This window comes from Nostoc sp. NMS7, assembly GCF_017115085.1.
In the GTDB taxonomy this organism is placed as follows: domain Bacteria; phylum Cyanobacteriota; class Cyanobacteriia; order Cyanobacteriales; family Nostocaceae; genus Nostoc.
The window spans coordinates 1-21,550 of sequence record NZ_JABXKJ010000172.1; the positions used below are offsets into that span (position 1 = coordinate 1).

Sequence of the window (21,550 nt, forward strand, 5' to 3'; positions counted from 1 at the left end):
ATTGATTCAACAATCGCTAATAATTTTTGCTTACCGCAACTTATTGAGCGGATACATATAAAATATATTTCTTTTGATAGATTAATTAAATCGCTAATTTTGCGAAAAAAACACTGCACTCGGTAAACTAATTGCATATAGTAGTGAAGTTTACTCATCGATCTCCTCGCTGAATTTAACATAATGGATTTTAGTCAAGTACTGGCTGAAAAAGCGGACACCATCCTTGATAAATGGATTACAGCAGTTCGCAATGATAGACAGATTGAAAGTGCTGATGATTTATCTTATACAGCCGTAAAGGATCACATCCCTGATGTTTTGAAAGCAATGGTAACGGTGCTTTCAAAATCTCCGGATAATGATATTCAGTCGATGGTTACTGCGAGTTTCCAGCATGGAGCTATTCGAGCCGAACAAGGATTTGATCCAACCGAAATAGCTAGAGAATATCATTTGCTACGAACATTAATATTTGATGCTATACAAGCAGATTTATTGAGTGGAACACCTGTAGAGATAATTCGTTCTATGCGTTTGATTGACGCTATCATAGATGAAGCGATCGCTCGATGTTTTAAGAGTTATGTTGAAGAGCGGTTGCGAGAATTACAGCAGTTGCAGTCAGTAGTTACGCTCCATAATCAGGAACTCACGCGCTTAGTTAGCGCAAATCAAGAGTATCTTTCCCAACTAGCCCATGAATTTAAACAACCTCTAACTTCTATTATTGGTTACTCGGATCTGTTTTTACGCCAACAACGGCGAAAGACTCAGGTGAAAGACACTTCTGCCAATTTAGAACACATTGAGCGCGTGCTACGGAATGGTAGACAATTACTGCACCTGATTAATAATGTACTAGAATTCTCGCGGGATGATCCAGGGCAAATAAAATTCCAACTAACGGCTACCAATGTACGTGAATTAATTAATAATGTATGTGAAATGTTGGAACCTTTAGCTGCTGAGAAAAATTTAAAAATCGTCGTAGATTGCGATCACGCCCCTATAGAATTGATCACAGATTCTTTTAAATTTCAACAGATTGTTACAAATCTTATTAGTAATGCGATTCGCTATACAGAGTCGGGGACTATTATTATAAGGTGTAAGGTGTTGGAGAATCAGAGATGGGCGATCGCAGTTTCTGACACTGGAATTGGCATTGCACCAGAAAACCAAGCCCAGATATTTGAACCCTACTTTCGCGTGAGTTGTAGCAATCGTTCCTATCTTCCTGATAGTACTGGATTGGGGTTAGCGATCGTCTCGCGTTTAGTGAAACTATTGCAAGGTCAAATTAACCTAGTCTCTGAGGTAGGGGTTGGTTCTACTTTTACGGTAATTTTGCCTTTAGAAGTGAAGATTTGAGAAGTTTATAGTATTCTTTTTAAAACTCATGAAATAAGGCGTGAGATAAAAAATCAATGGCTAGATACTGGTTAACTGCTGTAACTATTAAAACTTAACTTTCGGAAGTGAAAATTTTACAAACAAGTTAATCTAAGATCCCGTTGCTTTGCAATAAGACTTAGGCAAAACTACACGCGGTAGGGGCAATTCATGTAGCTTTAGCTGACCGCAGGGTATTGCCCCTAGCTAAAAATCATTGAAAGCGGCGGGAAACTCCATCCCCTCCCTACGGGACGCTGCGCGAACGTGGGTGGAGAGGGATAGCACTTCGGCCGTGCTCAGTGACCACCGCCCCGCCGATGAGCGTCATTAGTCAAAAGTCATTGGTCATTGGTACTAATGACTTTTGACTAATGACTAATGACTAAAAACTCCATCCCCTTGTGGGTGGAGTTTTTTATTCTTTTCAGTTATTGTTTGCGTAAGTCCTGTGCAAAATCCGGCTCGAAAGGGTAAGCCACTGGGTAGACCCTAGAGATAACCTGATTAGCATTAAAACTGTATACTATCAGTAGCTCTAATGCTTGCGGTAGTTGTGTTTCTTCTCTATAAGATGCTACTCGAACATTTTTAATTTTTAATTGCTTATGTCCTTTGTCCCTTTACATATTCACAGTGACTACAGTCTACTCGATGGGGCTAGTCAGCTACCAGAGTTGGTGGATCAAGCGATCGCACTGGGGATGAAAGCGATCGCCCTTACCGATCATGGTGTCATGTATGGCGCGGTTGAATTGATCAAAATCTGTCGTAGTCATAATATTAAGGCGATTATCGGCAATGAAATGTATATCATTAACGGCGATATTGAGAAACAAGAACGCCGCCCCAAATATCATCAAGTTGTTTTAGCTAAAAATACCAAAGGTTACAAAAATTTAGTCAAATTAACCACAATTTCTCACCTCAAAGGTGTTCAAGGCAAAGGAATTTTTTCTCGCCCTTGTATTAATAAAGATTTACTAAAAGAATATCATGAAGGCTTGATTGTCACCAGTGCTTGCTTAGGTGGAGAAGTTCCCCAAGCGATTCTCAGTGGTAGACCAGATGCAGCCCGGAAAGTTGCTCAGTGGTATAAAGATGTATTTGGTGATGATTATTATCTAGAAATTCAAGATCACGGCTCCCAAGAAGACCGAATTGTGAATGTTGAAACAGTCAAAATTGCACGGGAGTTAGGGATTAAATTTGTTGCAACTAATGATTCGCATTTTATTTCTTGTTTTGACGTTGAAGCCCACGATGCTTTGCTCTGTATTCAAACTGGCAAGCTAATTATTGAAGATAAGCGGATGCGTTATAGCGGTACAGAGTATCTCAAATCTGGTGAGGAGATGCAGCAGCTATTTCGAGACCATTTGCCGGATGATGTGATTGCAGATGCGATCGCTACCACTGAAGAAGTGGCCGATAAAGTCGAGCCTTACCATATTATGGGTGAGCCTCAGATTCCTACACCCCCAATTCCCTCTGGTCATACTGCTGACACTTACGCCGAAGATGTTGCATGGAGTGGACTTTTAGAACGATTAAATCGCAAATCTCGCCAGGAAGTCGATTCTGTCTATAAAGAAAGATTGGAATACGAACTGAAAATGATTCAGCAGATGGGTTTTTCCAAATACTTTCTAGTTGTATGGGACTACATCAAATTTGCTAGAGATAATAACATTCCTGTGGGGCCAGGTCGGGGTTCGGCAGCTGGTTCATTAGTTGCTTATGCAATGCGAATTACTAATATTGATCCTGTACATCATGGGTTACTATTTGAGCGTTTCTTGAACCCAGAACGGAAATCAATGCCTGATATTGATACGGATTTCTGTATTGAACAACGAGATAAAGTTATTGAATATGTAACTGAGAAATATGGTGCAGATAGAGTTGCCCAAATTATTACTTTTAACCGCCTAACTTCTAAAGCAGTTTTAAAAGATGTCGCCAGAGTATTGAATATTCCCTACGGGGAAGCTGACAAAATGGCGAAATTAATTCCTGTGGTGCGGGGGAAACCAACGAAACTCAAGGTGATGATTTCTAAGGAAACCCCAGAACCACAGTTTAAAGAGAAATATGATAAAGAACCCCATGTTCGCCATTGGCTTGATATGGCGATGCGAATTGAAGGAACTAACAAAACTTTTGGTGTTCATGCAGCAGGTGTGGTAATTTCTGCCGATCCACTTGATGAAATTGTGCCGCTACAAAAGAATAATGACGGTTCTGTGATTACCCAGTATTTCATGGAAGACCTGGAATCAATGGGTTTGTTGAAAATGGATTTTCTGGGTTTGCGGAACCTGACGCTGATTCAAAAGACCGTTGATTTGATTCAAGAAACAAGAGGATATCGGGTTGATCCTGATGAAATTCCCCGCCAGGAAAGAAAAGCACAAAAGATATTAGCTAAAGGTGAACATAGTTCTCTACCAAAAGATGTCCAAAAAACTTATGAATTATTAGAAGCAGGGGAGTTAGAAGGGATATTTCAATTAGAATCTTCTGGGATGCGTCAGATAGTCAGAGATTTGAAGCCTTCTAATATAGAAGATATTTCTTCAATTTTGGCACTTTATCGACCTGGACCATTAGATGCAGGACTAATTCCTAAATTTATTAACCGCAAACATGGTCGAGAAACAATTGATTATCAACACCCAATCCTAGAACCAATATTAGACGAAACCTATGGAATTATGGTCTATCAAGAGCAAATCATGAAAATTGCTCAGGATATGGCTGGATATACTTTAGGACAAGCTGACTTGCTGCGCCGGGCGATGGGTAAAAAGAAAGTTTCTGAGATGCAAAAGCAGCGTGAAAAATTCGTAGATGGTGCAGCGAAAAATGGTGTTCAGAAAAAAGTTGCGGATGAATTGTTTGAGCAAATGTTAAAGTTTGCTGAATATTGTTTAAGCTATGACACAGAAATATTGACAGTAGAATATGGATTACTGCCGATTGGGGAAATTGTAGAAAAACGCATTGAATGTACTGTGTACAGCGTTGATAATAATGGAAATATTTACACGCAACCTGTGGCACAATGGCACGATCGCGGACAACAAGAAATGTTTGAATATTGTTTGGAAGATGGTTCATTGATTCGGGCAACAAAAGACCATAAATTTATGACTGTTGATGGTCAAATGTTACCAATTGATGAAATATTTGAACGGGAATTGGATTTGATGCGGGTAGAGGGTTTACCGAATTAGCCAGAATAAAACTTTAGTAATAGTGCTGAGTTTAGTGTATCGGCAAATACAGCATTTAACAGATGTGCTACGCTGCCTGGAAGTGGAAGGATTGTTGTGGGTAGAGGCAATGAAAGAACTTACCTCCTGCCTTTCACTCTAAACTATTGAGGCATTTAAAACCCCTACAGTAATGCAGGGGTTTTAAATTAGGAAAATCTTTTGTCTCTTCGACTTGGGTCTTCCAATATACTTTCTGCTTCTTTAACTTCTGGTTCGTAACCGCAGTTAATGCAGTGGTACAACTGAACACGCACCCTTTGGTTATTCTCGTTTATAATCCAATACTGCGAAGGACTGTAACATTTATAACCACAGTTAGGGCACGGGTAAGTATAGCTATGCATTAGTTAGCGATCGCTCTCGACAACTCCCGAAAGAGAATATTCGCAACCTTCGACATCAGCTTATTTTGCAAGTGTTTACCGTTGAGTAGCTGCTTACTGGAAGCATCGACTTGGTTTTTGAGCGTATCCCTATAAAGGGCAATTTCTTCACCTATAGGATTTTTAGGCAAGCGACCGTCAATTTCAATTTCAGGGTAAAAAACTAAGGAATCATCGCTACCTTAATCACCTGACGCGCCTTCATCTCATAAAACACCTGTTCTAAATCTTTTAACGATCGCTGTTCACTAATAAGTAACTCCAAGGGAATTTTGCGACTAGCAATCAATGCAAGCGCCTGCCGCACATACTTTGGTGTATTATGAAACACGCCTTTGATGGTAAGTTCGCTGTAGTGTAGCTGTTCTGTATTCACGGTAATGCTGGTATCCCGTGGACATCCACCGAATAAGTTGACTGTTGCACCAGGACGGGCACAGGCGATCGCAGTTTCCCAAACACTTGGTACACCAGTTGCTTCAATCACTACATCTGCGCCCCATCCTTGGGTGAGTTCTTTCACCACACTGGGAATATCCGAGATTTGATGATAATTAAAGGTCTGAGTTGCACCCAATTTCTGACCAATTTCTAGTCTGTGGTTATTACCTCCCCACAGCAAAACCTCAGCTTTCGCACTCAACGCCGCCACAAACATCAGCCCGATCGCCCCATCTCCTAAGACGACTACTTGATCTTTGGCTTTGATGTCAGAACGCGCTACACCATGCAACACACAAGCTAAAGGTTCCGTCATCGCTGCCAATTCCCACGGCAACTCATCAGGAATTTGCAACAAATTATGCTGTACTATCGCTGCGGGAATTTTCAGGTATTCCGCAAAAGTCCCGTTATTCCACGTCAGGTTCGGACATAAGGAATATTCTTGGTGTTGACAAAAAAAGCATCGGTAGCAGGGGGCGGAATTATTAGCGACAATGCGATCGCCTATTTGCCAACCAGTCACACCTGCACCCAAGGCAACAATTCGCCCAGCAGCTTCATGACCAAACAGCGTCGGCGGCATCAGCATTTTGGCATGACCACCACGCCGCCAGACTTTCAAATCTGTACCACAAGTTGTTGCTGCCCCTACCTGGATCACAATTTCGCCAGCCGCCGGAGTAGGGTCAGCAACCTCTTCTAGGCGTAAATCTTCTTGACCATAAAGTAACGCTGCTAACAAAACTTTAAACCTATCAATTAACTCCATCCGATTTTATCAGTTGGAGCTAATTGATAAATGTAAACTCGATTTCTATAGGACTCGTATTTTAATTTTTGAAAAAAATCAGTACACCCCGAAAAGGCTTCTTCCCATTCGGCTACGTTCAGGGCAAGCCCACTCCCTATCTACGCAAATAATTTCAAAAATCAAAGCAGACTGCTATAGTAGGCTTTATATCTCGAAAAACTAGCTATTCACTGCTGGCTGCGGAACCACTCCAGTATTCCGGGTTTCCACATTCGGCAAGCGAGTAACCGTTAATAGCGGTACTTCTTGTCGGCACGACAGGCAAAACCAATATAGTTCACCATGACGGGCATGACGCAGGAGGGGACCACCGCAACATAAGCAGGTGTTGGCTCTCGTATTCATACCAATGTCCTCCTTAAAAAGAGTTGTTGTTTAAATTGGATAAAAAAGCAGTTGATTAAAACTAGATTTTGGCAGCACGAATGCGGCCATTTGATTCTATGCGGTCTTTAATAATTTGTCTGTAAACAGCTTCGTATCCGTTAACCATTTGGCTAACGCTAAACTTGTTCTCCACATATTTTCGACAGGTTTGACGATTGAGTTCCAAAGCTAGTGGAATCATTGCCGCCATTTCTGTATAGCTTTTGCAGATAAAACCTGTTTTATTATGGGCAATCACTTCAGGTACAGAGCCTAAATTCATGGCAATCACTGGTGTACCAGTTGCCATTGATTCAATCATTACTAAGCCAAAAGGTTCTTGCCAGTTAATCGGGAAAAGAGTTATGGCAGCATTGCCCAGAAGTTCAGTTTTTTCGGCGTGGTTAATTTCGCCTAGATATTCAATTTGCTGACCATCTATCAGGGGGGCAATCTCTTGTTCAAAAAACTTCGAGTCTGCTAAATCAACCTTTCCTGCCATCTTCAAGCGCCAACCACTCTCTTTAGCAATGGCGATCGCATGTTGTGGCCCTTTCTCTGGTGAAAAACGGCCTAAAAACGCCAAATACCGAGGTTCTGACGGTTGGGCTACAAATGGGTAATCTGCGAGCTCAATTCCGTTATAAACCGTGCCAATATAATTGAGATCGATTTGACGCTGCGAGTTACTAATGCTGATGTAGGGTTGCTTTTGGTGGTAGCTAAATGCGTGACGGTTGTCCGTTGTAAAATTACCGTGCAGAGTGTGGACTGTAGAAGTTGCTGTTATCAAACTCGCTAAAGCTAATGCCGAAATCCCTATATGAGAATGGATAATATCGAATTGGGCAGCACCTTGGTAAACTTGGCTCAGTTCCAGCATTTCGTATACTGCATACTCTTTCACATTTGGGTCTAAGCGCAATGCCCCTGGATAAACTGCTTCCAAGTGAGCCAAAGTTTGAGAATCGCCAGAGGCAAATAAAGTTACCTCATGACCGCGACGAACAAGTTCATCAGTCAAGCGACTCACTACCAGTTCGATTCCTCCATAACTATGAGGTGGAACCCTTTCCCATAAGGGGGCAACTTGAGCGATTTTCATAAGTTGTTTTGGTTCAGTCTCTGAAACTTCCCTCTATATAATGAGCAACAGCATTATATTATGAGGAAAGAGGATTTGTATTTACTCTTTTGACATTTAAGTTAACCTAACAGGCTACCAAAAGCGTAACAATGGTTAACCGGAACGCAAATTCTCTACCGGCAAATCTAAACGACTATTGGCAAAAGTCAACCATGAGCTACACTTCTAACGGTATCGCTAATCTATTACTTGTTACATCTGTCTTGGGGATCATAATGAGGGAGAATATTTTGTATCAGAACTGACAAACTGGAAGATTTTGTAGCTGACAACACTAAATTATGGAATGGGATCAAGTCATTAAAGCTTCCTTTAAAGGTAATTGGCAAACTGAACAGAAATTATAAGTATTAAGTAATTGTACAAAAATTACACAAATTTAATTAGTAATTTACAAAAATTCTGATAACTAACGAATGAAAATCGCTACTTGGAACGTTAACTCAATTCGCACTCGCCTTGAACAGGTTATCGATTGGTTAACCCTGAATCCTGTTGATGTTCTCTGTTTGCAAGAAACCAAAGTTGTGGATGCCGAGTTTCCGCGATCGCCTTTTGAGCAGTTAGGCTATAACCTTTATATATCAGGACAAAAATCTTATAACGGCGTAGCCCTGATTAGCCGCCAGCCACTCTTAGACGTAAGTAGCGGGTTTCGGGCGATTTTGCCAGATTTACACCACGAATGGGATGAGCAAAAGCGGGTGATTACGGGTGTAATTGATGGTGTTCGGATTGTGAACTTATATGTTCCCAATGGCGCAGCAGTCGGAACTGAAAAATACGAATACAAACTACGCTGGTTGACAGCCCTACACGAGTATTTGCGCTTGCTGGTGCTGTCGGAACCTGCAATTAATGTGTGCGGAGACTTCAACATCGCACCTGAAGATAAGGATATTCACGAGCAAGTGAGTACAGAAAATCACATTATGGCAACAGAAGCAGAGCGCCAAGCCTTACGGGCTATTGTGACACTGGGATTTGCTGATGCTTTTCGCAAATTCACCACAGAAGGCGGAAATTATAGCTGGTGGGATTATCGCGCCGCCGCCTTCCGTCGCAACTTAGGTTGGCGAATTGACCATCACTATCTTACAGCTGTGCTATATGAGCGTGCTAAAAGTTGCATCATTGATGTCGCACCCAGAAAATTAACCCAACCCAGCGACCATGTGCCGGTGATTGTGGAATTTTGAATAGGGCATTGGGCATTGGGCATTCTTTCCCCCTCATCTCCCACTCCCCCACTCCCCACTCCGCATCAATTTAAAGGATAATAAATATCCTCAGAACTGGGATTAAGATAAGGACGCTGCAAATCTATTAGATGTCGCGTAAAGTGTTGCTCAATAACCCTCATCCGTTCCTCCATCGTATTCTTACCTTTTTGCCAAGCTTCTAATAAAGCATTAGCGACAATTTGGCAACGGTTCATCCCAAAACTTTCTTGTGCTGCAAATTTTTGGATTGGTTCCTCAGCTAAACCTAACCCCGGTGCTAAGAATTTGGTAAACAAGGGAATTTCGGGCTGGAAATGGGATTGATTTTCTGGATAAACAACCTGAAGGATTGCGCGGATTGCTGGATAGTCGGGGAGTTTAAAGTAAAGTAGCCCCGAATCATAGCGTCCGTATGCAGAAGGGTTGTGAAGAACCTGAAAGCTAAAGGGAATCGAGGCTGCATTCAATTGCAGTGTCAAGCTTTCCATGAGCGCGATCGCACCAGATGCCGTAAAGTTAAAGTAAATTCGCCCTGCTCCCAAATCAGCATCGGGGTTGCTCTGGCGTTCTTGTCCGACATTACTAACTGCCAAGTAACAGCCATTTTGCAGTCGATTTTTGGGCATCCAGATTGCTACCGTCTCACCGACTTTGGTAGGTTTCTTGCTGGATTTTAAATAGCAGTCTGGCTCAACATAAAGTGTTAAACCGCCTTTAGTCACCGCCATAGTCCCATCAGGTTCTTTTCGCAACACCTGCCATTGAGGGTCAAAGTAACCTATGCCGTGATTACTAGCGTGCAATTGCTCGTAAAAGTTCCAATCAATCTCCAAAATCGAATTATCTGCTAAATTATACTTTGGTGGACAATTAGTACTATCAATGTTGACTGCCAAAGTACTTTGTAGCGAACCATTGTAATAGATTCCATAGAGAAAATTTCGCAGCAGTAGAGTGAGATACTTCTGTTGTAAATCTACAGAATTGTGCTGAAATCTATCGGCTATTTTACTCGGCAGAGCAAAGGGTTGATAATTGGGATGGGAAATACAAAAATTTGACTCAATCTGGATATTCTTCGCAATGTCCAATAGAGAAGTTAGCGGTTGATTGATAGTGGTTTCTGAATTCTGTATTTTGAATTCTGTATTCTGCTTCAAATTGTTCTGCTCCTTGCCATTAACAACCACGAAGCCGAGTTTTTTCGTAATAAAGGCGAAGTAACTGTGGCTCCTTTACAGGTTGAGGAAGTTTATGGATTTTTGCTACAGGATTGAGGATTTCTGACTCTGATATCCCGAAAATAGTCAGCACAGCTTGCTCCGGCATAGTGAGTAAACTTTTAGCTACTTCGAGCATACAGATTTCAGCATTATTAAAGTATTTCCGGTACGTAATCATCTCCTGAATTTGATGAACTAGTGCCAGCCCCGCAAACTGGATAACGCGCAAAACAAAGTCACTGCGGTATGACAAAATCATCGGGAAAGCAGTTATATAAGACCTAATTAAGGCAATAATTGAAGGTTGTAAAATTTCCAACGGTGTCAACGCCAGATGTAGAGATTCTTCTAACTCAATGGTGGGGTCTACTACGAGACTATTGAGCCAAATTCCTAAATAGCTTGCTAGTAAAGTCCCTAAATCAAAAGCTGGATCTCCCCAAGCACAAGCTGACCAATCAATTAGTCGTACTAGGCAATTGTCTAGTTTCTCCCACCTGGAATGAACCAAAATATTGTTTAATTTCAGGTCGTTATGAGTCAAACAGCAAGGATTCCAGTTAGATGCCAAATCTGCGATCGCAGATTCCAAACTCTCGTATTGTTGATAGAGAACATAGAATTTCAGTGCATCTGTGGGAACACTCCCAAAAATCTCCGGCTCAATTGACCCTACCCCTTGCGCCGGATTGTAAAAGCCATAGCGAAACTCTCCTTGGGGAGCAGTTGCCATAAAATCCTTATATTCTCGGCGGTTGAAGGTTGCACGATGGAGTCCCGCCAAAGTAGTGCCGATCGCAGAAGCAATTTCTTGTGGAAAAATCTCATTGTTATGGTAGAATATCGCAAGCTCCCGATATTCACTCAGGTAATTGCGGACGAGGATAGAATTTTCTTCGTCAAAATGCACTAGCAACGGTGCGAGGGCTGAAATATTGCCGAGAACTGGAAACTGTTGGAGCAACTGGTGAAACAGCCATTCCTTAAACAACTCATGGGGCGGCGCATCATTGTTGATGCTACGTTCTTGTTTAACGAGCAGTTTTCGATTATCTGCTAGAGTCACTAGTAAATCGAAATTGTTTTTACTACTTCCTGGCAACTCAGATTTGTCTGATGCGCCATCTTCTGAGCTACACAGACCCGCGTCTTGCAGATACTGGATAACGTTATGAGAAGACAGTGATAATACCATGTATTATTTCCTACTTCATAAATTACTTAAATTTATCTGTGTCAAATTTGCTTGGTCTCAGCAGCTTTCGGTAGATAGTAACTGATGTGTAAATAACAATAAAGATTTGTACAATCTACTAATATCCCATATTTTGGGTAGAAACCTGCCAAAATGGCACCAAGTCTTTTACAATTCCTTTAAAATTTGCCCCAAGATAACGTGACATCTTTACAAATACATCTAGAGTAAGTTTTGTGGTTGAGCCTTTTGATGTAGCTCGATCTATCTCCTTTTTTTCTGGCAAAGAAGCATCCCCAGCAAAAATTTGATGTTCAGTAGTCATTCTGAAAGCAGCGAAGAATTTCAGTAATCCTTCGTCGTAGGAAGCATGACATTCAACGCTATTATTTTTATTTATCATCACAAAGCCAAAAAAACCGGACTTTTTAGGCAATTAATGATGATTTTTTTCTTTAATTTTCAAAATTTATGTCTAGAAAGCTTGTTATAACGTTATTTGTGTCACCTACAAAGTGTAGATGACTAGAGGCGATCGCAAATAAAGGCTACATGAGTGCATCTTATGGAAGTGTACTTTTGTCAAGGATGTTAGGGGAGTTGCAAATAAGAAACCTCTAAGAAGGTTTTACTATGTAAAACCGTCCCTCTCCGAGTCGGAGAGGGAAAGAGTTAAGACCTGGTTTCGATATCGTATAAATTGCAGAGGGTGAGGAGTTTTTGTTTGAGGCGATCGCGCACATTCTCAGGTAAAATAACTACACAATCTGGTGCATACTGCATGACTTCACGACTGAACCAAAATGTACTGGATACTCGCCTGACAACTCGCCGAACTCGCGCTTTATCTGGTAGCCACTCATTAATATTGTCTTCTGGTTTAGCTTGATAAGCAAAAGCCAAGCCAGAAAATAAGTGCATTTCTACTTTTATCTCATCCAAATTAGTACGCCACTCACCAGAAATTGAAGTCACCGCCGCATCCGTAATTCGGTCTAATCGTAAACTCCAGTTGTGAACCAGTTCTGGGATATCAAAATTTCCTTCTGTTTCCTCACACCAGCAATCAAGATATTGTCGCTTTTCGTGGGGTGCTACTTTGGCGTGGCGAACCGTAAAGTTTAATAAACGTCCAGTTGCATCTTGATAGGAAAGCTGAAAGGGCTGTTCGCGCAAGATATAGCGGTCTATTTCTAAGCGCCAAGCTGGGGGCAAATTCTCTAAGAAACGTTCGATTTCGCCTCGCAACGGTAATGATAGTTCGCTGCGTTCGAGAAGTAAGTTTGCAATGATTTGGGCTTGTTCAATTTGCCCGATGTCTGTCAAAGCATTGATACATCTATGTAATGCCCTGATGCGTGGTTCTTTCCAATCGTTATTGTTACCGATGAGTAACTTACGTTGAGCGATCGCTTTAATTAACTTAGAGATGTTAGGCTCTTCTCCCCACATCATACCGAATTCACGAGCGATCGCTTCTAGCTCGGCTTTGTCGCGTTCTGATATCGAGAGTGTAATAGATTGACCTTTTCGACTCATTAAAAATGTCCGTATACTTTATACACATTCTCTCTTGTAAACTTCTATTTTGCGTGTCAATATAGTTTTTAGCAACCAGTTACGGACACTATTTAAGTGTATGTCCAAAAATTACAGAATTACTCTCAAGCCTGTTTACTCCCAAACCGTCCCGACACCAGACGGGGTGAAATTACCTAAAGATTGGTCGCTTTCTTGGCATCAAGCCGCAACTTTAGAAGCGTTGCGCGATCCAAATATTGATGTAGTATTCAACACTGCGATGACTGGCGATGGTAAAAGTCTCGCGGCTTACCTAGAAGTTCTTCAGGGCGAATTTTCTGCGATCGGACTTTACCCAACCAATGAACTCGCCCGCGATCAAGAAACGCAGATTAGAGGATATGTTGAGAAATTCCAGCCAGAGAATCAGCCGCGTGTAGTGCGACTCAGTGGGGCTGATTTAGAGATTTATGCTGAAAATGAGGGATTGAAAAAAGGAGCTGCGATCGCAACTCTCACTAACCAGAGAGAAGCATTATTAACTAACCCAGATATTTTTCACTACCTACATCGAGGTGTTTATATAATTCACGGCGATAGTCCAGATAAGTTATGGGGCAGAATTGATAAAGATTTTGACTTGTTTATTTTTGATGAATTTCATGTTTTCGCTGCTCCACAAATTGCTAGCGTGATTAACACAATGTTGTTAATTCGCTGTACAAACCGCCGCAAGAAATTTCTGTTTCTCTCAGCCACACCAGATACAAACTTAATTGGGCGATTAGAAAAAGCAGGATTTTGTTGTAAAGAAATTGATCCTCTAAAACAAAATAAATATCAATTTCCTGATACACCAAAAGAAGGGCAGCAACTGCAAACACAGGGATGGCGGCAGGTAGCACGAACAATTTCATTGAATTTTATTTCTTTAGAACCGTCGTTTAAAGCTTCGGAAACTTGGTTAAAAGATAATAGTGATTTGATTTTGGCTCAGTTTCAGCAGTATCCAGGAAGTAAAGGCGCAATTCTCCTTAACTCAATCGCAGCAGTCAAACGCCTAACTCAATTTTTTCGGGAAATATTACAGCCTTACGGATTGAAAGTTGGAGAGAATACAGGGCTATCGGGAAAAGGAGAAAAGGAACGAAGTCTTTTTGCTGACTTGGTTATTGGTACTAGCACAATTGATGTTGGGGTTGATTTCAAAATCAATTTCCTAATTTTTGAATCATCCGATGCAGGTAACTTTATCCAACGTTTAGGACGCTTAGGAAGGCATGACGAATATGAGAAAGATGGTCAGATAGTTAAGTTTGAGAATTTCACAGCTTTTTCTCTAGTTCCTAACTTTTTGGTAGAGCGCTTGTTTAAGGGAGATACTCCACTGCTAGAAGTGAATAGTATTTGCGATCGCCCCTCTTTTCATAATACAATTACTGAGAATTATCGACAAATCAACGATTTTCGTGGTTATTATCGTCGTTGGGGGGCTGTGCAATCATTTCGGTTGTTTTATCAGTTGAGCGATCGCACAATTAAACAACAGTATGCCCAAAGCCGAGACAAGTTTCAAGAAGCCTGTGAACAATTATTTGAAACTAGTCTGAAGTCACAAGCTGGACGTATTCAAGGATGGGCGAAAGATTGGCAAGCACTTTCTGGTAAATCAGGAAATCCCATTGCTGAGGATGCTGCTAGTTTTCGAGGTTCAAGTCCTTTGCAATGTGGTTTATATGACTTAACGGAAGAAAACGAGGCCGATAGGTTTAAAACCTACGATTTACCAGGTATTTTGGGAAATTTAGAAATTGAAATGTGGACGGAAGCGGCATTTATACGGACACTCAAAGAAACCGCAGAACGCACCCGACAACCCATTGCCAAAGGTAGATTTGCTCATTGTCTAGCATTTATGAAGTTACGTTCTTACCGAGAGGAACGGCTGAACTGGAAGTTTACTTATTCTGAAAACTTGCAGCCAATTGCTGACGCTTGGAAAGTTCAGGTTTTGACTGGTGTGGAAATTTGGCAACCTGATAACTATTGGGTTGGGGAAATTAACAAACGCCTAAAAAAGGAAGGTTTGGTTTGTTACGTGATTCGCCGTCCTCTTGCTGAAGTGCGGATGCGGCTAAGGCTACCGATGAATTTTCAGATTTATGGCATCAGCGATCAGTATAGCTTTCATGATGCTACTGCGCCCTATGCGATCACTTTTGGTCACTCTGCGCTGCTGCTAGATACGCTGGCGTATACGTTTAAAAGCAAAAGAGATGAGATATGGATTGCTTGAGGTTTCAATCCCTAATAGGGATTTTAGTGATTCAAAGTCTGAAGGCAGAGGAACGAACAGTAGTACGTTCACAGGGTATTGTTTCAATCCCTAATAGGGATTTTTCGTGTTTGAGTGCCTTAGACTTATACTATAGTGTACAGGTTTTATGCAGGGTAAAAGAGTTTCCCTGGTTAATACACTGTAAACTCTATATACTGATCGTTATTCTATGCAAAAGCAATGCAAAACCAGAATGCCGACCCCCACCTGACCAACCTTATACTGAATGCCGATTTCGACCATCTCAACCAAGCACTGACTCTACGCCTATTTGGTGAAGTCCGTGAACATCGTCGTCGCATTGATGCCTTAGAGGAAAAATTAGACTTATTAAATGAATATATATTGCAAATAGTTGACAGTCAGAATGAGCAAATTGAGGAGTGTAAGGGTTTAATACTGAATTGTATTAGACACAAGGATAGTGAAATTGAAAACCTACAAAGTCTAGTAAATATTTACTGCCCACTAGATTAAAATGCTGTTTGCAGTGTACACCCGACTTGTAATCAGAAGGTCATCAGTTCAAATGCCTGCCCACCAGATTTAGACTGCTCTGCCGTTTGAAGTGTACACACCATACATAAAGCAATTTACTGTTACTACGCAGATAAACCATGAACGAGCAACAATTTTTGGAAAGAATCACAGTCAACCCCAAAATCTTTGGCGGTAAACCAATTATTCGAGGTCGCCGCCTAGCGGTTGAACATATTTTAGGGATGCTTGCAGCAGGAGATACTATCGAAACCTTGCTAGAAGCTTATCCCTGGTTAGAACGGGAAGATGTGCAAGCCTGTTTAATCTACGCGCGGAGGCTAGTTGGTCATGAGCGAATTGAACCATTATTGATAGAGTAACCAATGTGAAAATACTGCTAGATACTTGTGTGTGGTTTGGGGTGCGTACCAATTTACTTGCTGCTGGCTATGACGTAGTTTGGACTGGAGATTGGTCAGAAGACCCAGGCGATGAGGAAATTTTAGCAACTGCTTACCGTGAAGGTCGAATTTTAGTAACCCTTGATAAAGACTTTGGAGAGTTGGTGATTGTACGGGGAAATCCTCACTCTGGCATTTTGCGCTTGGTTAATCTCATCACTACAGAGCAATTAGTTGTCTGTCTGCGAGTACTTCAGCTTTATGGTGATGAATTAGCATCTGGTGCGATTGTAACTGCCGAATTAGGTAGGGTGAGAATTCGACCAGCCGCAAGCGATAACTGAAAAATTCACAAATTTCAAAAAGCCGTAGCATCAATTTCCGCTATGAGTAACTCCATTTCAGAGGATTACAGACATTTACTAATGGAAATAAAACAGCGTATTCGTTCAGCCCAGTACGAAGCACTAAAGGCAGTTAATCGGGAAATGATTAATCTCTACTGGGACATTGGACAGATAATTGTTACTCAACAACAGGGCGCTACTTGGGGAAAATCCGTAGTAGAACAGTTAGCAAAAGACTTACAAGCAGAGTTTCCAGGAATTAGCGGATTTTCTGCTGCTAACCTCTGGCGGATGAGGCTTTTTTATGAATCCTATGTCAACAATGAAAAACTCGCACCAATGGTGCGAGAAATTGGATGGAGTCACAATTTGGTCATTGTAGAGAAGTGCAAAGATGACCTAGAACGAGAATTTTATATCAGAATGATTCGTAAATTTGGCTGGACAAAGAATGTTTTGATTCACCAAATTGAAAATCAAACCTATGAAAAGACTCTGTTGAATCAGACTAACTTTGATAAAACTGTTCCAGCAGAGATCCGTAATCAATTAAAACTAGCTGTCAAAGATGAATATACTTTTGATTTATTGGAACTAGCAGATGAACACAGTGAACGGCAGCTAGAACAGGCGATTTTAACAAGAGTTGAACCATTTTTACAAGAAATGGGCGGGATATTTGCTTTTATCGGTAGTCAATATCGGCTAGAAATTGATGAAGAGGAATATTTCATAGATATTTTATTATATCATCGCCGCTTAAAGTGTTTGGTGGCGATAGAACTTAAAATAGGTAAGTTTTTACCTGAATATGTTGGCAATATGCAGTTTTATTTAGCTGTTTTAGATGATACGGTAAAGCTACCTGATGAAAATCCTTCCATTGGAATTATTCTTTGCAAGTCTAAGCAGAGAACAATTGTTGAATATGCGTTAAAGGAATCTAATAAACCAATTGGTATAGGAGCTTATCAAGTAGTATCAAAATTACCCCAAGAATTACAAAATCAACTTCCTGCTCCAGAGCAAGTTGCCATATTACTGGAAGGATTTGAATAGAATTATAGAGTTAGCCAATAAATGTTGACGATTATTTATCCGCATGGAGAATCATCAAATGCAAAACAACACACCGACAATTGCAGAGTTGCAAGAACTTTCCTCACAAATACCAGAAAAAATTCCTTACTTGAAAATGTTAGTTCTGTTTGGTTCTAGAGCTACTGGTAACACCAATGCTAAAAGTGACTGGGATTTTGCCGTTTTGTGTGATCAAGAACAACGTCAGGCTTATGTCAAAGATAATGCTTTTCTTTGGTTTGAATTACCTATAGTTATTGGGGAAATATTTAAAATAAATTCTGATCAAATTGATATTGTAGAGCTAAATCAATGCTCTGGACTCATATCACATTTCGTTGCTCGTGACGGTAAAGTTTTGTATGAGGATAATCCAGAAGAATTTGATAGTTTTAAACAAAGAATGCTATTGAGTAATTCGGAGCTTAAAAAAATTGAAAATATTAACCGACAACATATTGAACAGTTTCTCCAAAGGTGGGGTGTATAGTCAAGAAGATGGCTAAAAAAAATAAAAATTCAGATGATTATCAACAATTATCACTCTTGGCAACAGAAAATGATGGGAATCCTGAAGCAGTAGATGATGATTGGTTATCGGGTGATTTTGGATTTGATGGTGATTCTTCAGACCGTACTATTGAAACCGAAGGCGAATTATTAACACTCAAGTTATTGCGTGAAGCTATTAAGGCTCAAAATCCTAATGATAACGTAATGGCAGACTTTGCCGAGTATGTTTTACCAAATCTGTTGCGGATAGCCATTGGTGTAACAGCAAAAGGCGGTAAGTTTTTTGATGAAATTGACCAACAGCGAGAAGCAGAAGGAAAAACTAAAGTCAGACGAGATAATGCTGCTGATCAATCACTGAATACTCACTTACTTAATGGATTATTCCCCGCTAATTTAATTGAGAAACGTTTAGAAAAACTTAATACCACAGTGCAGCGAGTGGTGAAAGAGCGAGAACGGCGTTTGGTAATTGCTGGATTTATTTTACATGATTTTGAAAAGTTTCCTGATGTACCTGAAAACTGCCGCAAGCTACCGCTAGCAGAACATCGTGAAATTATTGAGAAAAAAGTTCACCAGTTAGGATTAGATAACTTTATAAATCTAGAAAATCCTGAAGCTTATCGACAGTATCTAGATGATTTGTTGTGCATGGCTTATAATGCTCAACGTCGCTGGGATACTAACTGGAATTTTTCTGAATTCGGCTTGAATCCTGTTCTCAAAGACCGCACGCTTCGCAGTTTATCTGATTTAACTTGTTTGGCTGATTCTCTCGCCTCAATTGTTAAACATCCCCAAGACGCAGAACATCCTAGACTCAAAGAAATCATTCATAGCCTGAGTGATGGGCAATTAAAATTTACCTATCACAGCATTGCTGAGAATCGTGGTGTTTTAACTAATGTGGTGAATAATGCTTTAATTCAGGCTCATACTAGTCTCAATACTGATGAGCATACCTACTATGAACCTTTATTATATCTGCCAACAGGCGTAATATACTTGGCTTCGCGCAATGCTCCAGCTATCTCGCCGGAAGATTTACCACACCGTGTAGTTAACAATATTAAATCACTTTGTGCAGATCAATTACGCTTTAGACAAACAGGATTTGGTAGAGATGGCAAAGGCATGAAATATGCCGAATATTACAACTTATTTTTTGACGATATAGGCTTGATGGAAGTAGCCTTAGATGCTACATTACGCATCTTAAACCCTAATAAAGGCTCTGTTGCTAAAAGTCGCAGCGAAAATCTGAATAAGTTTCAGCAACAAAAAGTTTTATCTGCTGATTATGACTTCACATTTGAAGACGATATCCGTATTGACCAAATAGCAGAATTTGGTGATTTAGTTAGCCGGAAGATTTGGGAAGAGACAGTTAATCGCGTTGATTCTGCTCGTAAAAAAGATAAAAAGCTGCCAGCAATTCCCGATTTTGATTTAACTCACAAAGTTGCAGAGTTTTGGAATTTAGCAGCATATTTACCCAAAATTAGAGAAATTCAACGCATTAATGAAAGTCTCAAAGAAAACAAGTTAAAGGGAAATACTGGAGGAGTACCTTATGAATGGTATTATCTAGCAGCTAAATATTTAGAACATCATCCAGGAATTGAAGATATACGCGAAGCTTGTCAGCAAGTCATTGACTATTTGACAACTTTAATTTTTCCGATAATTTCTCAGTATGAATTACCTGATGGTTGGGATGATTTAAGGCTTTGGGTAAAACGAGTTGTGATGTTACCAGGCACTAATCAAGAGCCATCTGTTAAAACTCAAGTTGAAACATTTCTAAATGAGTTAGATAATTACAATGCTGCCAAAAAATCAGGGCGAGGGAAACAATTAATCTGCTCAATTTCTCATTCTGCTTACACGGTTACTGAGCAAATGGAATCAGCAGTTTTATTTACGCCTCAAGTTTATACAAACAAGCAAATGTTAGGAGGTTCTAACGCTAAACGCAATATCTCTAGTATTGCAGGTGTGGAGATGATGCTGAGGCAAATATTGATGAATCAAACTCAAGCTGTAGGTAAGCGATTTGAAGATGGTAAATATCGCTATCTCTACTTTTATCCTACTTATTACTTTACTCCAGAGACTAACAAGTTTTTGCAGAAAGCATACAATGGTATTGCTCAAACTCGCTTTGATACCAGCGTTCGCAATCATTTTATCAGTAAGGATTTACAGGCGGATTTGGGGCGCGATCGCTACCAAAGTGTAGATAGTTTCTTAATCGATGAAAACCTCCAGCGTGACAAGGATCGCATCTTTAAACTTTCCTATCCTGAAGACCAGCCTTTAACATTTTACTTCATGGCGCTCCCACCAGGAAGAGACAGCACTGATACAGAATCTTGGATAATGCCAACTTGGTTAGCGTTTGCTTTCCCGATGATTTTAGATGTTAAAACTGTGGTTTCAGAGTCACCGATTCCACCCTTTAATGATGGGGCTGAGTTTGAGGAAAGCGTTTTCCTTGATAGTGCGCCTCATGCTTTCCGTGCTTTAGTAAGGCGCGATCGCTTCCGTCTTGACTACATTCTCGAAGGCTGGAATGAAAACGGCATCCAATACCCAGCACCTTTAAATGTGCTTACTGCCGCTTATGCGATTCATTTAGATGTGAATGCGCGACAAGGTAAGACTGGTTACGATGCCAACTGGGGCAGATTTACAGAACTGGCTAAAGATTTTGAAACCAGTCCATTGTACGTCTTTTCTTACCTCAATCGCTGGGTGCGTAACCAGGGTTCGGAAACAGCGCGAATTGAAAAAATCCGGCTTTATGCCTATCATTTTTATCCTTGTTTTGACCCTTATGTGAAATATGACATTAATATGGAGCAATTAATTGTGGGAGAAGTATCAAGTCTGAATCATCCTAAGAAATTAACAGATTTATACCGCAGATTTTACCGAGCTAATAAGCGTTATAATCCTAAGTCTAATGCTGTGTTGAAACCAGTTGATATTGCGGCTGAAACTATACTCAAAGCTGAGTCAAGTGTGTTTCAGGGAGAAACATTAGTTGCGGCTGTTGCAGCAGAAGTTTTTAAACTCATGGATCGTGTTCATTCTTCTACTGCTGAAGGACGTTGGATCATGAGCAAACGAGAAGAAGAACGGCAAGCTGTTCTAGATTTTGCAAAGTATTTTGTAGTGGAGGTATTTGATAACTCATTTGCAGGCGATCGCGCTCGTTTAGCTGGTCGTCAACTCAACTTAATTCGAGATACTTGCGAATTTCTTTATCGCCTTGAAGATGACAAAGAAAATGCAGTAAAAGATGAAAATATTCCTGTAATAGATGATGTTAATGAACAGGACTAAATTCTTTTTCTATACGTAAACAAGTAGTAAATAATTCTTTGGAGATAA

The 21,550-nt window shown here is 40.5% G+C and carries 18 protein-coding genes; 10 read left to right on the forward strand and 8 right to left on the reverse strand.

Going from position 1 to position 21,550, the window contains the following annotated elements; all coding sequences use genetic code 11:
- The first annotated feature begins 183 nt into the window (after positions 1–183).
- A complete protein-coding gene (locus tag HWQ38_RS18560) occupies positions 184–1,374 on the forward strand; it encodes a HAMP domain-containing sensor histidine kinase (protein ID WP_292796212.1) in 1,191 nt (396 codons plus the stop codon).
- Positions 1,375–2,003: 629 nt separating this feature from the next.
- A complete protein-coding gene (locus tag HWQ38_RS18565) occupies positions 2,004–4,634 on the forward strand; it encodes a DNA polymerase III subunit alpha (RefSeq protein ID WP_292796214.1) in 2,631 nt (876 codons plus the stop codon).
- Positions 4,635–5,019: 385 nt separating this feature from the next.
- Here HWQ38_RS18565 and HWQ38_RS18570 read toward each other — a convergent pair whose 3' ends face one another.
- The 4 genes from HWQ38_RS18570 to HWQ38_RS18585 all read right to left on the reverse strand — a co-directional run bounded on the left by HWQ38_RS18570 (position 5,020) and on the right by HWQ38_RS18585 (position 7,785).
- The gene (locus HWQ38_RS18570) at positions 5,020–5,190 is read right to left on the reverse strand and encodes a hypothetical protein (protein ID WP_292796217.1); all 171 of its coding nucleotides are present in this window, start codon (positions 5,188–5,190) and stop codon (positions 5,020–5,022) included.
- Positions 5,191–5,222: 32 nt separating this feature from the next.
- Complete coding sequence (locus HWQ38_RS18575) at positions 5,223–6,245, reverse strand: zinc-binding dehydrogenase (protein ID WP_292796425.1); 1,023 nt, start codon at positions 6,243–6,245, stop codon at positions 5,223–5,225.
- A gap of 228 nt (positions 6,246–6,473) precedes the next feature.
- A complete protein-coding gene (locus HWQ38_RS18580) occupies positions 6,474–6,659 on the reverse strand; it encodes a hypothetical protein (RefSeq protein ID WP_292796220.1) in 186 nt (61 codons plus the stop codon).
- 61 nt (positions 6,660–6,720) lie between these two features.
- Entirely contained in the window at positions 6,721–7,785 is a 1,065-nt protein-coding gene (locus HWQ38_RS18585; protein ID WP_292796222.1) for a glycosyltransferase family 4 protein, read from the reverse strand.
- Positions 7,786–8,243: 458 nt separating this feature from the next.
- On the opposite strand from HWQ38_RS18585, the gene xth reads away from it, so the two are divergent.
- On the forward strand, positions 8,244–9,026 hold the full coding sequence (gene xth / locus HWQ38_RS18590; protein ID WP_292796224.1) for an exodeoxyribonuclease III: 783 nt from the start codon (positions 8,244–8,246) through the stop codon (positions 9,024–9,026).
- Positions 9,027–9,091: 65 nt separating this feature from the next.
- Here xth and HWQ38_RS18595 read toward each other — a convergent pair whose 3' ends face one another.
- From HWQ38_RS18595 to HWQ38_RS18610, 4 genes are all read right to left on the reverse strand, one after another.
- Positions 9,092–10,186 carry a T3SS effector HopA1 family protein gene (locus HWQ38_RS18595; protein WP_292796427.1) on the reverse strand — a complete coding sequence of 365 codons (1,095 nt, stop codon included), beginning with the start codon at positions 10,184–10,186 and terminating at the stop codon, positions 9,092–9,094.
- 43 nt (positions 10,187–10,229) lie between these two features.
- Entirely contained in the window at positions 10,230–11,468 is a 1,239-nt protein-coding gene (locus HWQ38_RS18600) for a phosphotransferase (protein ID WP_292796226.1), read from the reverse strand.
- 118 nt (positions 11,469–11,586) lie between these two features.
- A complete protein-coding gene (locus tag HWQ38_RS18605; RefSeq protein ID WP_292796228.1) occupies positions 11,587–11,904 on the reverse strand; it encodes a hypothetical protein in 318 nt (105 codons plus the stop codon).
- Positions 11,905–12,140: 236 nt separating this feature from the next.
- Positions 12,141–13,007, reverse strand: a complete 867-nt coding sequence (locus HWQ38_RS18610) for a WYL domain-containing protein (protein WP_292796230.1) — start codon at positions 13,005–13,007, stop codon at positions 12,141–12,143.
- A gap of 100 nt (positions 13,008–13,107) precedes the next feature.
- Here HWQ38_RS18610 and cas3 point away from each other — a divergent pair, with 100 nt between their 5' ends.
- From cas3 to cas10d, 7 genes are all read left to right on the forward strand, one after another.
- Positions 13,108–15,285: a type I-D CRISPR-associated helicase Cas3' gene (cas3, locus tag HWQ38_RS18615; RefSeq protein WP_292796232.1), complete on the forward strand. Its 2,178-nt coding sequence runs from the start codon at positions 13,108–13,110 to the stop codon at positions 15,283–15,285.
- A gap of 222 nt (positions 15,286–15,507) precedes the next feature.
- Positions 15,508–15,804, forward strand: coding sequence for a hypothetical protein (locus tag HWQ38_RS18620; RefSeq protein ID WP_292796234.1), 297 nt, complete (start codon positions 15,508–15,510; stop codon positions 15,802–15,804).
- A 140-nt stretch (positions 15,805–15,944) separates the two neighbouring features.
- Positions 15,945–16,187 (forward strand): DUF433 domain-containing protein, encoded by a 243-nt coding sequence (locus tag HWQ38_RS18625; protein WP_292796237.1) that lies wholly within the window; start codon positions 15,945–15,947, stop codon positions 16,185–16,187.
- Positions 16,188–16,192: 5 nt separating this feature from the next.
- Positions 16,193–16,552, forward strand: coding sequence for a DUF5615 family PIN-like protein (locus HWQ38_RS18630; RefSeq protein WP_292796240.1), 360 nt, complete (start codon positions 16,193–16,195; stop codon positions 16,550–16,552).
- 42 nt (positions 16,553–16,594) lie between these two features.
- Complete coding sequence (locus HWQ38_RS18635) at positions 16,595–17,614, forward strand: PDDEXK nuclease domain-containing protein (RefSeq protein ID WP_292796243.1); 1,020 nt, start codon at positions 16,595–16,597, stop codon at positions 17,612–17,614.
- Between the two features lie 58 nt (positions 17,615–17,672).
- Positions 17,673–18,125: a nucleotidyltransferase domain-containing protein gene (locus tag HWQ38_RS18640; protein WP_292796244.1), complete on the forward strand. Its 453-nt coding sequence runs from the start codon at positions 17,673–17,675 to the stop codon at positions 18,123–18,125.
- 8 nt (positions 18,126–18,133) lie between these two features.
- The gene (gene cas10d, locus HWQ38_RS18645) at positions 18,134–21,502 is read left to right on the forward strand and encodes a type I-D CRISPR-associated protein Cas10d/Csc3 (protein ID WP_292796245.1); all 3,369 of its coding nucleotides are present in this window, start codon (positions 18,134–18,136) and stop codon (positions 21,500–21,502) included.
- Positions 21,503–21,550: the final 48 nt, after the last annotated feature.

Excerpts from the sequence above, each read along its gene's own strand:
- HWQ38_RS18560 (WP_292796212.1), top strand. The coding sequence starts at position 184 with ATGGATTTTAGTCAAGTACTGGCTGAAAAAGCGGACACCATCCTTGAT.
- HWQ38_RS18565 (WP_292796214.1), top strand. The coding sequence starts at position 2,004 with ATGTCCTTTGTCCCTTTACATATTCACAGTGACTACAGTCTACTCGAT.
- HWQ38_RS18580 (WP_292796220.1), bottom strand. The coding sequence starts at position 6,659 with ATGAATACGAGAGCCAACACCTGCTTATGTTGCGGTGGTCCCCTCCTG.
- HWQ38_RS18585 (WP_292796222.1), bottom strand. The coding sequence starts at position 7,785 with ATGAAAATCGCTCAAGTTGCCCCCTTATGGGAAAGGGTTCCACCTCAT.
- xth (WP_292796224.1), top strand. The coding sequence starts at position 8,244 with ATGAAAATCGCTACTTGGAACGTTAACTCAATTCGCACTCGCCTTGAA.
- HWQ38_RS18600 (WP_292796226.1), bottom strand. The coding sequence starts at position 11,468 with ATGGTATTATCACTGTCTTCTCATAACGTTATCCAGTATCTGCAAGAC.
- HWQ38_RS18610 (WP_292796230.1), bottom strand. The coding sequence starts at position 13,007 with ATGAGTCGAAAAGGTCAATCTATTACACTCTCGATATCAGAACGCGAC.
- cas3 (WP_292796232.1), top strand. The coding sequence starts at position 13,108 with ATGTCCAAAAATTACAGAATTACTCTCAAGCCTGTTTACTCCCAAACC.
- HWQ38_RS18620 (WP_292796234.1), top strand. The coding sequence starts at position 15,508 with ATGCAAAACCAGAATGCCGACCCCCACCTGACCAACCTTATACTGAAT.
- HWQ38_RS18625 (WP_292796237.1), top strand. The coding sequence starts at position 15,945 with ATGAACGAGCAACAATTTTTGGAAAGAATCACAGTCAACCCCAAAATC.
- HWQ38_RS18635 (WP_292796243.1), top strand. The coding sequence starts at position 16,595 with ATGAGTAACTCCATTTCAGAGGATTACAGACATTTACTAATGGAAATA.
- HWQ38_RS18640 (WP_292796244.1), top strand. The coding sequence starts at position 17,673 with ATGCAAAACAACACACCGACAATTGCAGAGTTGCAAGAACTTTCCTCA.
- cas10d (WP_292796245.1), top strand. The coding sequence starts at position 18,134 with ATGGCTAAAAAAAATAAAAATTCAGATGATTATCAACAATTATCACTC.